Origin of the sequence: Pseudomonas azotoformans (assembly GCF_900103345.1) — a bacterium.
GTDB lineage: Bacteria > Pseudomonadota > Gammaproteobacteria > Pseudomonadales > Pseudomonadaceae > Aquipseudomonas > Aquipseudomonas azotoformans.
Genome location: NZ_LT629702.1, coordinates 1791921 through 1806353, shown reverse-complemented (window position 1 = coordinate 1806353; position 14433 = coordinate 1791921). Strand labels below are relative to the sequence as shown.

Sequence of the window (14433 nt, the reverse complement as noted above, 5' to 3'; positions counted from 1 at the left end):
TCACCTTGGCTACTTGGGATACAGCGGCGGCAAGCTGGTGGTATCCGCCGTCGGATCCACCTCACGCTCAGCCATGGGAATCGCCTTCACTGCACGCCACAGGTCTTCACCCAACCAGAAATGCCCGCTCTCGCTGTACAGCGCACCATTCAAGCCGTCCAACGCGTCCGACAGTGGCACAAACCGCGCCGCCATATCGGCCAGGGTTTCCGGCTGTTGCCGCGCCCAGGCGTCGAGGGCCTGGCGGGTGGCTTGTGGGTCGTTGGCCTGGGTGGCGCGTTTAAGGTCGTCGAGCAGGGTGCGCGGGCTCGGGCCGGTTTGTGCGGCGCGCTGCACGGCCGGTTGCCGACGTGCGCGCCACCACAGGCCAAACCCCAGCAGGGTGGTGCAGGCCAGGATCAATGTGCTCAGTTGCCACAGCCACAGGCGTTCATCGTCCGGCGCGGTGATCACCGTCGGTGTGGCGGGAGTATCCACGGCCAGGCTCGGGTTGATCGCAACCTGTACGGTGCGGGCGGGCAGGCTGGTGCGCTCCAGGTGGTCTTCGTGGGTGTTCCACCACACCACGTCCACGGCGGGCAGTTCCAGGTTGCCTGCGCGGGTGGGCACTAGCGCCTCGCGGTCTTCGCGGCTGCCGATCAGGCCACGGTCGCTGGTCTGGTTGCCGAGCACCGGCTGGTCCGGGTAGCGGCGCAGGCCGTTGACCTCGGTGCTGGGCAGCGCCGGCAGTTGCGCGCTGGACAGACCCTCGGCCTTGACCGTGAGGCTGCGGGTCAGGGAGTCGCCGACTTGCACGTGCTCGGGTTCGGGGTTCCAGTTTTCGCTCAGGGTCAGGCTGCGTGCCGGCAACCACGGCGTATCGGCTGGGTACAGCGCCGGTTTGGGTTTGACCACCAGCGGCAGCTCTGCGGAACTCACGTGGATCAACTTGCCCGGCTTGGTGCCTTGCAGGGTGTTTTCCTGGGGTGGGCGCGATTCCACCAGCGTCGCGCTGAAGGTCTGCGCAGGGATTGCCAACGTGCCGCTGTGCTGCGGGTAGATTGCGTAGCGGGTCTCGATCACGCCGTGGCGGATGCTGTTGATGACCTTTTCGTAGGTACGTGACTCGCCCAGCTGTTCCACACGCGCATCGGCAATCTGCAACGGCGTGAGGCTGCTGTCGTCATACAGCGACACCGAGTGGTAGACCCGCACGGTCAACAGCGCCTGGGCCTGGACGTAGACGCTGGTCTGGTCGAGGTTGGCCTCGACAAACACCGGCGCCAACTCGGCAGCGGTGTTCTGGCTGGCGGTTTCTACCACTTGCAGGCTGATCGGCTGGGTCTTGTGTTCGCCCACTTGCAGGGGCGGGATGACCACCGTGCCGTTTTCCCGGGGCAGCAGGGTGATGATCCAGCGCGTGGTGGCGTGGTTGTCGCCGCCCAGCGTGGTGAGTTGGTTGATCTGCCGCGTGCCGCTGACTTCGAACTGCGCATCCAGCGGCGACAGGTCGGGCTTGCCGAACTGGGTCACGTCGCTGGATTCCACCGTGAGTTCCACCGTTTCCCCGGAGTTGACGCGGCTGCGGTCGACGCTGGCGACCAGGCTCGCCGCCTGGGCGTGGCCTGCCGACAGGGCGAGCAGAAGCAGTAGGGCGGTGCGGCGGCTCATCGAGTCTTGTCCTGATGTTGTTGCTGTTCGTACCAGAATTTGCGGCGCAGCAGTTCGCCGGGGTTGTCCGGGATCTCCTGCAGCCATTGCTCCAGGGCCTGGCGATGTTCACCGTCAAGGCTGGCATCGTTGGGCCGCAGCGGCGGGGTAGTGGTCTGTTCGTCGCCCAGTTCGCTGCCCGGCACTTCATTGCCCGCGGTTTGCGGCGTGTTGCCGGGCTGGGTGTCGCCAGTGCCGGCTTCGCCCTGGCCTTGGGATGACTGTTCGCCGCCCGTGGCATTTTGCCCGGTGGCGCCCGGTTGCGCAGTTTGGCCGGGTTGGGTGGTTTCGTCATCCTCGTTTTTTGCCGTAGGTGCGGGCTCCGGTTGGGCCTGTTCCTGCATAAGGGTTTCCACCAGCGCTTTGTTTTTCAGTGCCGGTTGCAGATCGGGCTGGGCTTCGAGGGCTTGCTCGTAGGCGTCGATAGCGGCTTCCAGTTCACCGGATTTTGCCAGGGCATTGCCCCGATTGTAGTGGGAGTAGGCGTCATTGCCTTCGGCGAACAGCTTGATGGCCTCGGCATAGTTGCCGGCTTCGTAAAGCGCCACGCCCTTCCACTGCGGGTCCTGGAAGTGTTCGGCGGCTTCGGCGGGGCGCTTTTTCTTCAGCAGATACTGGCCTTGTTGGTCGGGGCGCAACCACAAGTCCTGCAAGCCGAACGCATAGCTGGGCTGCGGCGCGCTCAACAACAGCAGCGGCAGGCAGAACAGCCAGCCACGCCGGCCAGCGCAGGCGGCCAGCAGCAACAGCGGCAGGAGCAGCCAGTAACCCTGGTCGGCCCAGGTGTCGAGGTGCAGCAACTGGCCATCGTTGCGCAGGGCTTGCGGTGGGTCGAGCACGCCGAGCTGGCGCAGGTCCTTGTCGTCCAGCCGCGCAGCGCGGTAGCGGCCGCCCATTTCACTGGCGAAGGCCTTGAGGGTCGGGCTGTCCAGGCGCGGCACCAGGATCGCGCCTTGTTCGTCCTTGAGGAACTCGCCGCTTTCCTGGGTCACCGGCGTGCCCTCGCGGCTGCCGATGCCGAGGATCGACAAGCTCGGCGCCTGGCCGCTTTGCAGCAGCAGGCGGATGCCCTGGCGCTCCTGTTTGGACAACGAAGAACCGATCAACAACAGGCGCCCCTGGCCGAGGCCGCCTTGCTTGAGCAGGCCCAGCGCCTTCTCGACGGCCAGGTCGGCGCGGTGGCCCGGTTCGGGCATGATCGAGGGGCGCAAGGCTTCCAGCAGATTGCGGCTGGTGGCCAGGTCGTCCGACAGCGGCACCAGCGTGTGGGCGCTGCCCGCGTAGACGATGATGGCGGTTTGCGCGTCGGTGCGCGCCTGCAACAGGTCGTACAGTTTGCGCCGTGCCTGCTCCAGGCGGTTGGGCGGGCTGTCGGTGGCGAGCATTTCCGGGGTCAGTTCCAGCAGTACCACCAACGGGTCGGACGGCTTCTGGCTGGACTGTTCAACCCTTTGCCAACTGGGGCCGAGCAACGCCAGCACCGCCAACAGCCACGCGATGCCGAGCACCACCCACGGCGATTTACTCTCGCGGCCGTTGCCACCACTGAGCAATACCGCGTGGAAGGCCGGCGGCAAGATCATCTGCCAGCGCCCGGCACGCTTTTGCCGGTGCCACAGGTGCCACAGCAGCCAGCCGAGCAACGGCAGCAGCAACAGCCACCAGGGACGGAACCAGTGCGGCCATAGGTCGATCATCGACGCCTCCGCAAACGCAGGCGTTTAAGGCGCTGGCGCCATTCGGGGTGTTGCTGCAGGAACATGCCCTTGCTCGACAGTTTATTGAACCAGCGTTGCAGCACGTTGTTCGGCCAACGTTCCTGAATCACCAGCAACATGCTCAGCACCAGCGCGAGGGCCAGCGGCGCGCTGTACAAGGCCAGGGCGGGGCGTGCCTGGGTGGGTTGTTGTTCGACGGGTTCGAGCTTGTCGAGGGTTTGCTTGATCGCTTGCAACTCCTCGCCATCGCGCGCGCGGAAGTACTGGCCGTGGGTGGCTTCGGCGATGGCCTTGAGCGCCGGTTCGTCGAGGTCCAGGCTCGGGTTGACGCCGAGGATGCCCAGGGAACCGGTCTGTTCCGGATCGGCGCCGATGCCGATCGGGTAGATCTTCACGCCTTCTTCGGCCGCCAGGCGCGCAGCGGTCAGCGGGTCGATCTGCCCGGCATTGTTGGCGCCGTCGGTGACCAGGATCAGCACGCGGCTCTGCGCCGGACGCTGGCGCAGGCGTTTCAGGGCCAGGCCGATGGCATCGCCAATCGCGGTGTTCTTGCCGGCAATGCCGATGCGTGCTTCATCCAGCCAGTTGCGCACGGTGCGGCGGTCGAACGTCAGGGGCGCTTGCAGATAAGCCTGGCTGCCGAACAGGATCAGGCCGACGCGATCACCCTCGCGGCCCTCAAGGAAATCGCCGAGCAGGTGCTTGACCAGGCTCAAGCGACTCACGTCTTCGTCCTGCCAGTTCATATCGGGAAAATCCATCGAGCCGGACACGTCCACCGCCACCAGCAGGTCGCGGCCACTTGCGGCGATGGGCAGCGGTTCACCGAGCCATTCCGGGCGTGCGGCGGCGGTCAACAGCAATAACCACAGCACCACGAACGGCGCTTGCTGGCGCCAGCCTGGCAGGTTGACGCGGGCGCGGCGGCGGGCCAGGCCTTCGAGGTCGCTGAGGTAGCTGACTTTCAGGGCGGGCTCGCCGCTGTCGGCGGCGGGCAGCACCAGGCGCATCAGCCAGGGCAATGGCAACAGGGCAAAGATCCACGGCCAGGCGAACTCAAACATGTTTGCGAATCCAGGTATCGACCGCTTGAGTCAGGCCGGCGATGGCCTTGTCGTCGAGTTTGCATTCGGGTTTGTAGGCGCCCTCCACCAGCACCATCCAGCGCGTGAGGCCGGCGGCGGGGCAGCGGTTGTCGAGGAACGCCAGCCATTTGCGGCCGTTGAGGGTGTGGCTCTGGCTGTAGGGGTAGTCGTTGCGGCACAGGCGCTTGAGCAGACCATTGAGCTGTTGCAACCAGGCACCGGCGGGCGCGCCATCGTAAGGCTTGGGCATTAACGCAAGCTCTGCCAGGGCGGCGATGCGCAGAGGGTCCAGCGGTTGTTCGGCGCGCGCCACGGGGCGGCGGGCCGGCAGGAAACGGCGCAGGGACCACAGGCCCCAACCGAGCAGCGGGATCACCAGCAGCAACAGCCACCAACCCGGCGCAGGCGGCCAGAAGCCGATAGCGGGCGGGGCGATCAGCGGTTGCAGTTGGTCCAGGCTGCTCATGGTTTTTTAACCGGGCGTTGCGGGTTGAGGTATTCGCGCAATTGCTCGACCATTTCGCTTTGGGTGCTCAAGGGCATTAACAGCACGCGCAGTTTCTGCGCGAGCAGTTCCCAGCGCGCAATGCGCGCCTCGGCCTGGGCCTTGTAGGCCTGGCGCAGGTCGAAGTTGAGCGTATCCAGTTCCAACTGCGCGCCACGTTCGGCGAAGCGCAGCAGCCCGGCGGCGGGCAGGGCGTGGTCCAGCGGGTCGGAGATCGGCAGCAGCAACAGGTCGCAGTGGCGTGACAGCAGGCTCAGTTGTTGCTCGGCGCCCTCGGTCAGCGCACGTTCGTCGCAGATCACAATCACCAGGCTGCCGGGGCGCAACACTTCGCGGCCACGGCGCAGGGCCATGCCGAGGGCGTCGGCTTCGGGGCGGCTCTCGGTATTCAGGCTCTGGTTGACCCGCACCAGGCGGTTGAGCAATTGCAGCAGGCTTTGCTTGCTGCGCCGGGGTTTGATTTCGTAGTGCTCGCTGTCGCCGAACACCAGCCCGCCCACGCGGTCGTTGTGGCCCAGTGCGGCCCAGCCGATCAGGCTGGCTGCCTGCGCTGCGAGCACCGACTTGAACATCTGCCCGGAGCCGAAAAACAGCCGGCAGCTTTGTTCCACCATGATGAAGATCGGCCGCTCGCGCTCTTCATGGAACAGCTTGGTGTGCGGCTCCTGGGTGCGCGCCGTCACGCGCCAGTCGATGGTGCGCACATCGTCCCCGGCCTGGTACACGCGCACCTGGTCGAAGTCCACACCGCGTCCGCGCAGTTTGGAGTGGTGCAGGCCGATCAGCGGGCTGCGCTGGCTTGGGGTGGAAAACAGCTGCACTTCGCGCACGCGATGGCGCATCTCGATCAACTCGCTGAGCGTGACGCGGATGCCATCGCCTGCGTTCATGGGTTTCAAGCGACGGCAACGACGTCGAGAATGCGTTGCACCACGCGGTCCTGGTCGATGCCGGCGGCTTCGGCTTCGAACGACAGGATGATGCGATGGCGCAGCACGTCGAACAGCACCGCCTGGATGTCTTCCGGGCTGACAAAGTCGCGACCGGCCAGCCAGGCATGGGCACGGGCGCAGCGGTCGAGGGCGATGGAGCCGCGTGGGCTGGCGCCGTAGGCGATCCACTCGGCCATCTCCGGGTCGAACTTGGCTGGGGTGCGCGTGGCCATCACCAACTGCACCAGGTATTCCTCCACCGCATCGGCCATGTACAGGCCTAGGATTTCCTTGCGGGCGGCGAAGATCGCCTGCTGGCTGACGCGGCGTTCCGGCTTGGTTTCGCCGTTGAGTGCTTCGCCACGGGCCTGTTGCAGGATGCGTCGCTCGACGGCGGCGTCGGGGAAGCCGATCTTGACGTGCATCAGGAAGCGGTCGAGCTGGGCTTCAGGCAGCGGGTAGGTGCCTTCCTGCTCGATGGGGTTTTGCGTGGCCATCACCAGGAACAGCGGCGACAGGTCATAGGTGCTACGCCCGACGCTGACCTGGCGCTCGGCCATGGCCTCCAGCAGTGCCGATTGCACCTTGGCCGGGGCGCGGTTGATTTCGTCCGCCAGCACCAGGTTGTGGAAGATCGGGCCTTGCTGGAACACAAAGCTGCCGGTTTCCGGGCGATAGATCTCGGTGCCGGTGATGTCGGCGGGTAATAGGTCGGGAGTGAACTGGATACGATGGAACTGCGCTTCAATGCCTTCGGCCAACTCTTTGATGGCCTTGGTCTTGGCCAGGCCCGGCGCGCCTTCCACCAGCATGTGGCCGTCGGCGAGCAGTGCGATCAACAGGCGATCGATGAGTTTTTCCTGGCCGAGAATCTGCGTAGAAAGAAAGGTTCGCAGCGCAAGCAGCGCTTCACGATGTTCCATCGATGACGGTTCCTGGAGAGATGAGCCTTGGGGTTGTGAAAAATGCCAAGGCCTGGGGCGTCTACTTTAATGCATGGAGGGGGGTGGCGACTAACGGCGTGACGGGTATTTTTGGCAAATCTTGTAGGAAATTTGTGTGGGAACACGGTCGATGTGGGAGGGGGCTTGCCGCCGATAGCAGTGGGTCAGTGGCTGCATCCGGGGCTGACACGCCGCTATCGGGGGCAAGCCCCCTCCCACATTTGATTGTGGGTGCCGCTTAAATTCGGGTGAAAGTGCCGGTGCCTTTCAGGATGTTTTGCAGGGTTTGCTCGACTTCGGCCAGGTCCGACGCAGCGGTGGCGTGGGTAATCTCCAGCTGGTCCTTGCCACCCAGGGCATCGGCATCCCCGGCAGCCAATTCGACCAGCAGTGTCGTATCACCGAGCGTGACCTTCAGCCCATCCAGCGTCGATGGCTCATAGTCCCAGGTCAGCTCCACTTCGTCTTCGTCCGGGTAACGGGTGAGCATGAACATCTCACCGTTCTTGCCGTGGCAGCAGAGCATGGCCATGTTGTCTTCTTCGTCGTCGCACGGCGTGGCCATCAGGGCGTCGGTTTTCAGTTGCAGCATGGGCAATCCTGTCTGGGGTAGGGCGTAATGCGGGCAATTGTGCCATTGCGGCGAATTTTGTGCTGCTTCCTGTGTCAGACCCAGTGCATGACCTGACGGGCAATATCGGTCATTTCTGATACTCGCTGGCGTGGAAGTAGCCGGATTTTCTGCCGGGAATGAAGGGTTGCCCAAGTCGCAACCCTACGCCTGCTTACCGATGACCGAATATGTCGCAGCGTCGCAAGCAGCTGGCTTCCTACACTCGTTAAGCTGCGCAACGGATGTGCACGAGCCTGGCGCCTGACCTGCCCGTCGTACCGTCACCCGGCGAGGTGCATATCTTATGGACGTTGTATGTGACCTCATTGTCTTGTCCAGCTTCACCCACCTGTCACCCTGATTCGTTTATGGTGCTTTACTCGTCACCCAGCGAACAGCGCTGACGGTCTCCCCGCAAGGGGATAACACGCGACGCTTCCATCAATAACAAGCCCAAGCGGAGTACCACAGATGGCGTTTTTCACCGCAGCCAGCAAGGCCGACTTCCAGCATCAACTGCAAGCGGCACTGGCGCAGCACATCAGTGAACAGGCACTGCCACAAGTGGCGCTGTTCGCTGAACAATTCTTCGGCATCATTTCCCTGGACGAACTGACCCAGCGTCGCCTTTCCGACCTGGCCGGTTGTACCCTCTCTGCGTGGCGCCTGCTTGAGCGCTTTGACCACACCCAACCGCAAGTGCGGGTCTACAACCCCGATTACGAACGTCATGGCTGGCAGTCGACCCACACCGCGGTCGAAGTGCTGCACCATGACCTGCCCTTCCTGGTGGACTCGGTCCGCACCGAGCTGAACCGCCGTGGCTACAGCATCCACACCCTGCAGACCACCGTGCTCAGCGTACGCCGTGGCGCCAAGGGCGAGTTGCTGGAAATCCTGCCAAAAGGCACCCAGGGCGAAGGCATCCAGCAAGAATCGCTGATGTACCTGGAAATCGACCGTTGCGCCAACGCCGCCGAACTGAACGTGCTGAGCAAAGAGCTTGAGCAGGTGTTGGGTGAAGTGCGTGTGGCCGTGGCCGATTTCGAGCCGATGAAAGCCAAGGTCCAGGACCTGCTGGCCGGTATCGACGCCAGCCAGTTCGCTATAGACGGCGAAGAAAAAGCCGAGATCAAGAACTTCCTGGAATGGCTGGTGGGCAACCACTTCACCTTCCTCGGCTATGAAGAGTTCGTGGTACGTGACGAGGCGGACGGCGGTCATATCGAATATGACGCGGGTTCGTTCCTCGGTCTGACCAAGCTGCTGCGTGCCGGCCTTACCGCTGATGACCTGCGTATCGAAGACTATGCCGTCGCCTACCTGCGTGAACCGACCATGCTGTCGTTCGCCAAGGCCGCGCACCCAAGCCGCGTGCACCGTCCAGCCTACCCGGACTACGTGTCGATCCGTGAAATCGACGCCGACGGCAAGGTCATCAAGGAGCACCGTTTCATGGGCCTGTACACCTCGTCGGTGTACGGCGAAAGCGTACGGGTGATTCCGTATATCCGCCGCAAGGTCGCGGAAATCGAGCGCCGCTCAGGCTTCCAGCCCAAGGCGCACCTGGGCAAGGAGCTGGCGCAAGTCGTTGAAGTGCTGCCCCGTGACGACCTGTTCCAGACCCCGGTCGACGAGCTGTTCAGCACCGTGATGTCGATCGTGCAGATCCAGGAGCGCAACAAGATCCGCGTGTTCCTGCGCAAAGACCCGTACGGTCGTTTCTGCTACTGCCTGGCCTACGTGCCACGCGACATCTATTCCACCGAAGTGCGCCAGAAGATCCAGCAAGTATTGATGGATCGCCTGAAGGCCTCGGACTGCGAGTTCTGGACCTTCTTCTCCGAGTCCGTGCTGGCTCGTGTACAGCTGATCCTGCGGGTTGACCCGAAGAACCGCCTGGACATCGACCCGCTGCAACTGGAAAAAGAAGTGGTGCAGGCCTGCCGCAGCTGGCAGGACGACTACTCCAGCCTCGTCGTCGAAAGCTTCGGCGAAGCCCATGGCACCAACGTGCTGGCGGACTTCCCGAAAGGCTTCCCGGCCGGTTACCGCGAGCGCTTTGCCGCGCATTCGGCGGTGGTCGACATGCAGCACTTGCTCAGCCTCACCGAAGCCAACCCGCTGGTGATGAGCTTCTACCAGCCGCTGGGCCAGGTTTCCGGCCAGCGCGAGCTGCATTGTAAGCTTTACCACGCCGACACCCCGTTGGCGCTGTCCGACGTGCTGCCGATCCTGGAAAACCTCGGCCTGCGTGTGCTGGGCGAGTTCCCGTACCGCCTGCGTCACGCCAATGGCCGTGAGTTCTGGATCCATGACTTCGCGTTCATCGCTGCCGAAGGCGTGAACCTGGACATCCAGCAGCTCAACGACACCCTGCAGGACGCGTTCGTGCACATCGTGCATGGCGACGCCGAGAACGATGCGTTCAACCGCCTGGTACTCACCGCCGGCCTGCCATGGCGCGACGTCGCGCTGCTGCGTGCCTACGCCCGTTACCTCAAGCAGATTCGCCTGGGCTTCGACCTGGGTTACATCGCCAGCACCCTGAATAACCACACCGACATCGCCCGCGAGTTGACCCGGTTGTTCAAGACCCGTTTCTACCTGGCGCGCAAGCTCACCAGCGAGGACCTGGAAGACAAGCAGCAACGTCTGGAACAAGCGATCCTCACCGCCCTTGACGACGTCCAGGTGCTCAACGAAGACCGCATCCTGCGTCGCTACCTGGACCTGATCAAGGCGACCCTGCGTACCAACTTCTACCAGACCGACGCGAACGGCCAGAACAAGTCGTACTTCAGCTTCAAGTTCAACCCGCACGCGATCCCTGAGCTGCCCAAGCCAGTGCCGAAGTTCGAAATCTTCGTCTACTCGCCACGGGTCGAAGGCGTGCACCTGCGCTTCGGCAACGTCGCGCGCGGCGGCCTGCGCTGGTCCGATCGTGAAGAAGACTTCCGTACCGAAGTGCTTGGCCTGGTGAAAGCCCAGCAAGTGAAGAACTCGGTCATCGTGCCAGTGGGTGCGAAGGGCGGCTTCCTGCCGCGTCGCCTGCCACTGGGCGGCAGCCGTGACGAGATCGCGGCCGAGGGCATCGCCTGCTACCGCATCTTCATTTCCGGCCTGTTGGACATTACCGACAACCTCAAGGATGGCGCCCTGGTGCCACCGGCCAACGTCGTGCGCCATGACGACGATGACCCGTACCTGGTGGTGGCGGCGGACAAGGGCACCGCGACCTTCTCCGACATCGCCAACGGCATCGCCATCGACTACGGCTTCTGGCTGGGTGACGCGTTCGCCTCCGGTGGTTCTGCCGGTTATGACCATAAGAAAATGGGCATCACCGCCAAGGGCGCGTGGGTCGGCGTGCAGCGTCACTTCCGTGAGCGCGGCATCAATGTGCAGGAAGACAGCATCACCGTGGTGGGTGTCGGCGACATGGCCGGCGACGTGTTCGGCAACGGCCTGTTGATGTCCGACAAGCTGCAACTGGTCGCGGCCTTCAACCACCTGCATATCTTCATCGATCCAAACCCGAACCCGGCGACCAGCTTCGTCGAGCGCCAGCGCATGTTCGAGCTGCCACGTTCGGCCTGGACCGACTACGACACCAGCATCATGTCCGAAGGCGGCGGTATCTTCTCGCGCAGCGCGAAGAGCATTGCCATCTCGCCACAGATGAAAGAACGCTTCGATATCTCGGCCGACAAGCTGACCCCGACCGAACTGCTGAACGCCTTGCTCAAGGCGCCGGTGGACTTGTTGTGGAACGGCGGTATCGGCACCTACGTCAAGGCCAGCAGCGAAAGCCATGCCGATGTGGGCGACAAGGCCAACGACGCGCTGCGCGTCAACGGCAACGAGCTGCGCTGCAAGGTGGTGGGCGAGGGCGGTAACCTCGGCATGACCCAGCTGGGTCGTGTGGAATTCGGCCTCAATGGCGGCGGTTCCAACACCGACTTCATCGACAACGCCGGTGGCGTGGACTGCTCCGACCACGAAGTGAACATCAAGATCCTGCTCAACGAAGTGGTGCAGGCCGGTGACATGACCGACAAGCAACGCAACCAGTTGCTGGCGAGCATGACCGACGAAGTCGGCAGCCTGGTGTTGGGCAACAACTACAAGCAGACCCAGGCCCTGTCCCTGGCGGCGCGCCGTGCCTACGAGCGTGCCGCCGAGTACAAGCGCCTGATGAGCGACCTGGAAGGCCGTGGCAAGCTGGACCGCGCTATCGAGTACCTGCCGACCGAGGAGCAGCTCACCGAGCGCGCCGCCAACGGCAAGGGCCTGACCCGGCCGGAACTGTCGGTGCTGATCTCGTACAGCAAGATCGACCTCAAGGAAGCGCTGCTCAAGTCGCTGGTGCCGGATGACGATTACCTGACCCGTGACATGGAGACCGCATTCCCGCCGAGCCTGGTCGCCAAGTTCGGTGAGGCCATGCGTCGTCACCGTCTGAAGCGCGAGATCGTCAGCACCCAGATCGCCAACGACCTGGTCAACCACATGGGCATCACCTTCGTGCAGCGACTCAAAGAGTCGACCGGCATGAGCCCTGCGAACGTGGCCGGCGCCTATGTGATCGTGCGTGACATCTTCCACCTCCCGCACTGGTTCCGTCAGATTGAAGCCCTGGACCACCAGGTCTCCGCCGACGTGCAACTGGAGCTGATGGACGAGCTGATGCGCCTGGGCCGTCGCGCTACGCGCTGGTTCCTGCGCAGCCGTCGCAACGAGCAGGACGCAGGCCGTGACACCGCGCACTTCGGTCCGCACCTGGCGGCGTTGGGCCTCAAGCTCGACGAACTGCTGGAAGGCCCGACCCGTGAAGGCTGGCAGAAGCGCTACCAGGCCTACACCGAAGCTGGCGTACCGGAACTGTTGGCGCGCATGGTTGCCGGCACGACCCACCTGTACACCTTGCTGCCGATCATTGAAGCCGCTGACGTGACCGGGCATGACGCCGCCGAAGTGGCCAAGGCCTACTTTGCCGTTGGCAGCGCCTTGGACTTGCCGTGGTACCTGCAGCAGATCAGTGATCTGCCAGTGGGCAACAACTGGCAGGCCCAGGCCCGCGAAGCGTTCCGCGACGATGTGGACTGGCAGCAACGTGCGATCACCATTTCCGTGTTGCAAATGGCCGACGCGCCACAAGACATGGAAGCCCGCGTGGCCCTGTGGCTTGAGCAGCACAAGGACATGGCCGATCGTTGGGTGGCGATGATGGTGGAGATTCGTGCGGCGGTCGGTACGGACTACGCCATGTACGCGGTAGCCAACCGTGAGTTGCTGGACCTGGCGTTAAGTGGGCAGTCGGTGTTGCCGGCAGCTTGATTCAGCTGTAACGCAAAAACCAATGTGGGAGGGGGCTTGCCCCCGATGGCGGTGTATCAGTCAACATCTTCACTGACTGACACACTGCCATCGGGGGCAAGTCGAATCGTCGCACCGCCCCTCCCACATTTTGATCTCCATTCATCAGGAGGTCAGTGGTGTTTCAGTAATTTGCTTTCCAGGTGAGCCAGGTGCTGGTTCATCAGGGCCACGGCAGCGTTTGAATCGCGTTGCTCCACGGCATCCACAATCGCCACATGCTCCTGCCACGCGCAATACGTGCAGACCTTTGCCTCGTACTGGGCAATGATCAACGACGTCAACGGCACCAGGCTATTGAGGAACTGCGCCAACGGCGCATTACCGGCCATCGTCGCCAAATGCAGGTGAAACTCCCCCGACAACCGAATCGCCGGCCCACGCTGATCGCGTTCGATGCAATCACGTTCCCGTGCAATCAGTTCGCGCAACTGACGTATCTGCGTGGCTGTCGCCTGGGCGCAAGCCAGTTGCACCACCGTGATTTCGGTCATGCGCCGCGCTTCGAGGATCTGTCGCGTCTGCTGAGCATCCGGCGCGGCCACCTGGGCACGCTGGTTGGGGCGCAGGATGATCACTTGCTGATGGGACAGCTTGGCCAGCACCCGGCGTATCACGCTGCGGCTCACGCCAAACGTTTCGCCCAGGCCTTCTTCGGTAAAACGGCTCGCCGGGGCGATGCGTTGTTCGAGGATGGCGTCGAACAAGCGCGGGTAGATGTCATCCACCGAAGGCTTTTTACCGGCGACCAGGCGCAGGGTCGGCAGGATGGGGTCGTAGTGCAAGGCGTGGGCGGTCATGGCCTGTCTCCAAAAAATCAGCTGCCGAGATGGTCGTCCGGGATGTTCAGGGCAATGCCCATGCGCAGGCCTTCCTGCAGGATGTGCCGACGCATCTCGGCACTCGCCAGGGCGCTGTTCTTATTGCGGATGGCGCGCACCACGGCTTCGTTTTCCTGCAGGCGTTCGGCCAGGTGTTCGGGCGAGTTGCGCAGCACCTGGGCGCTTTGCTTGAGGGCATTGCTGGTCTGCTGCACCACGTTCTGGAAGATCGGGTTGGAGGTGAGGGCGAACAGTTCCTCGTGAAAGCCGATGTAGGCGTTCATGCCGGCTTCGGCGTCACCGGCGTCGAGGGCTTCGCGCATGTCCATCAAGGTCAGGCGCAGTTGCCCGACTTCCTTGCTGCTGATGGACTGGGCCACCAGGCCGACAATGAACGGCTCCAGGGTGTAGCGCAGTTGCAGGATGTCTTCCAGGCTGGCGTCGGCCACGGCATCGCTGGACTGCGGCTCGCTGACGCTGGTTTCCAGCACCACCACGCCTTTGCCGGGCATGGAGCGCACCAGGCCGAGGGTTTCCAGCACGATGACCGCTTCACGCAGGCTGGGGCGGCTGATGCCCATTTGTTCAGCCAGTTCGCGCTGGCCGGGGAGCATTTCACCCCGGCGCCACTGACCACGCGCCAAGGCGGCGCGGAGTTTTTCTACGACTGAATTGACGACGGTTGAGGTGCTGATCACTTCACTGTCTCCTGATTGTTGCGAACACGATGGTCAAATTGACGACGAT

General features: G+C 63.4%; 10 protein-coding genes. 1 reads left to right on the top strand and 9 read right to left on the bottom strand.

Annotated elements, in window-relative coordinates:
* Positions 1–9: 9 nt before the first annotated feature.
* The 7 genes from BLR69_RS07635 to BLR69_RS07605 form a co-directional block, all read right to left on the bottom strand.
* Positions 10–1650 carry a BatD family protein gene (locus tag BLR69_RS07635; RefSeq protein WP_071493141.1) on the bottom strand — a complete coding sequence of 547 codons (1641 nt, stop codon included), beginning with the start codon at positions 1648–1650 and terminating at the stop codon, positions 10–12.
* Positions 1647–3386, bottom strand: a complete 1740-nt coding sequence (locus tag BLR69_RS07630) for a tetratricopeptide repeat protein (protein ID WP_071493142.1) — start codon at positions 3384–3386, stop codon at positions 1647–1649. The genes BLR69_RS07635 and BLR69_RS07630 overlap by 4 nt, the downstream gene beginning before the upstream one ends.
* Complete coding sequence (locus tag BLR69_RS07625) at positions 3383–4471, bottom strand: vWA domain-containing protein (RefSeq protein WP_071493143.1); 1089 nt, start codon at positions 4469–4471, stop codon at positions 3383–3385. The genes BLR69_RS07630 and BLR69_RS07625 overlap by 4 nt, the downstream gene beginning before the upstream one ends.
* Positions 4464–4958: a DUF4381 domain-containing protein gene (locus BLR69_RS07620; RefSeq protein ID WP_058424110.1), complete on the bottom strand. Its 495-nt coding sequence runs from the start codon at positions 4956–4958 to the stop codon at positions 4464–4466. Before BLR69_RS07620 ends, BLR69_RS07625 begins: the two co-directional genes overlap by 8 nt.
* A complete protein-coding gene (locus tag BLR69_RS07615; RefSeq protein ID WP_071493144.1) occupies positions 4955–5887 on the bottom strand; it encodes a DUF58 domain-containing protein in 933 nt (310 codons plus the stop codon). Before BLR69_RS07615 ends, BLR69_RS07620 begins: the two co-directional genes overlap by 4 nt.
* Before the next feature lie 5 nt (positions 5888–5892).
* Positions 5893–6852 carry an AAA family ATPase gene (locus BLR69_RS07610; RefSeq protein ID WP_003174327.1) on the bottom strand — a complete coding sequence of 320 codons (960 nt, stop codon included), beginning with the start codon at positions 6850–6852 and terminating at the stop codon, positions 5893–5895.
* 259 nt (positions 6853–7111) lie between these two features.
* Entirely contained in the window at positions 7112–7465 is a 354-nt protein-coding gene (locus BLR69_RS07605; protein WP_071493145.1) for a hypothetical protein, read from the bottom strand.
* A 492-nt stretch (positions 7466–7957) separates the two neighbouring features.
* Between BLR69_RS07605 and BLR69_RS07600 the strand changes: the two genes are divergently transcribed.
* On the top strand, positions 7958–12826 hold the full coding sequence (locus BLR69_RS07600) for an NAD-glutamate dehydrogenase (protein ID WP_071493146.1): 4869 nt from the start codon (positions 7958–7960) through the stop codon (positions 12824–12826).
* Between the two features lie 152 nt (positions 12827–12978).
* Here BLR69_RS07600 and BLR69_RS07595 read toward each other — a convergent pair whose 3' ends face one another.
* Together BLR69_RS07595 and BLR69_RS07590 are read right to left on the bottom strand one after the other, a co-directional pair.
* Complete coding sequence (locus BLR69_RS07595; protein ID WP_071493147.1) at positions 12979–13665, bottom strand: GntR family transcriptional regulator; 687 nt, start codon at positions 13663–13665, stop codon at positions 12979–12981.
* Positions 13666–13682: 17 nt separating this feature from the next.
* The gene (locus tag BLR69_RS07590) at positions 13683–14384 is read right to left on the bottom strand and encodes a FadR/GntR family transcriptional regulator (protein WP_058424105.1); all 702 of its coding nucleotides are present in this window, start codon (positions 14382–14384) and stop codon (positions 13683–13685) included.
* Between the last annotated feature and the right edge of the window lie 49 nt (positions 14385–14433).

Coding starts and splice junctions, on each gene's coding strand:
- BLR69_RS07605 (WP_071493145.1), bottom strand. CDS start 7,465: ATGCTGCAACTGAAAACCGACGCCCTGATGGCCACGCCGTGCGACGAC.
- BLR69_RS07600 (WP_071493146.1), top strand. CDS start 7,958: ATGGCGTTTTTCACCGCAGCCAGCAAGGCCGACTTCCAGCATCAACTG.
- BLR69_RS07630 (WP_071493142.1), bottom strand. CDS start 3,386: ATGATCGACCTATGGCCGCACTGGTTCCGTCCCTGGTGGCTGTTGCTG.
- BLR69_RS07620 (WP_058424110.1), bottom strand. CDS start 4,958: ATGAGCAGCCTGGACCAACTGCAACCGCTGATCGCCCCGCCCGCTATC.
- BLR69_RS07595 (WP_071493147.1), bottom strand. CDS start 13,665: ATGACCGCCCACGCCTTGCACTACGACCCCATCCTGCCGACCCTGCGC.
- BLR69_RS07625 (WP_071493143.1), bottom strand. CDS start 4,471: ATGTTTGAGTTCGCCTGGCCGTGGATCTTTGCCCTGTTGCCATTGCCC.
- BLR69_RS07610 (WP_003174327.1), bottom strand. CDS start 6,852: ATGGAACATCGTGAAGCGCTGCTTGCGCTGCGAACCTTTCTTTCTACG.
- BLR69_RS07615 (WP_071493144.1), bottom strand. CDS start 5,887: ATGAACGCAGGCGATGGCATCCGCGTCACGCTCAGCGAGTTGATCGAG.
- BLR69_RS07635 (WP_071493141.1), bottom strand. CDS start 1,650: ATGAGCCGCCGCACCGCCCTACTGCTTCTGCTCGCCCTGTCGGCAGGC.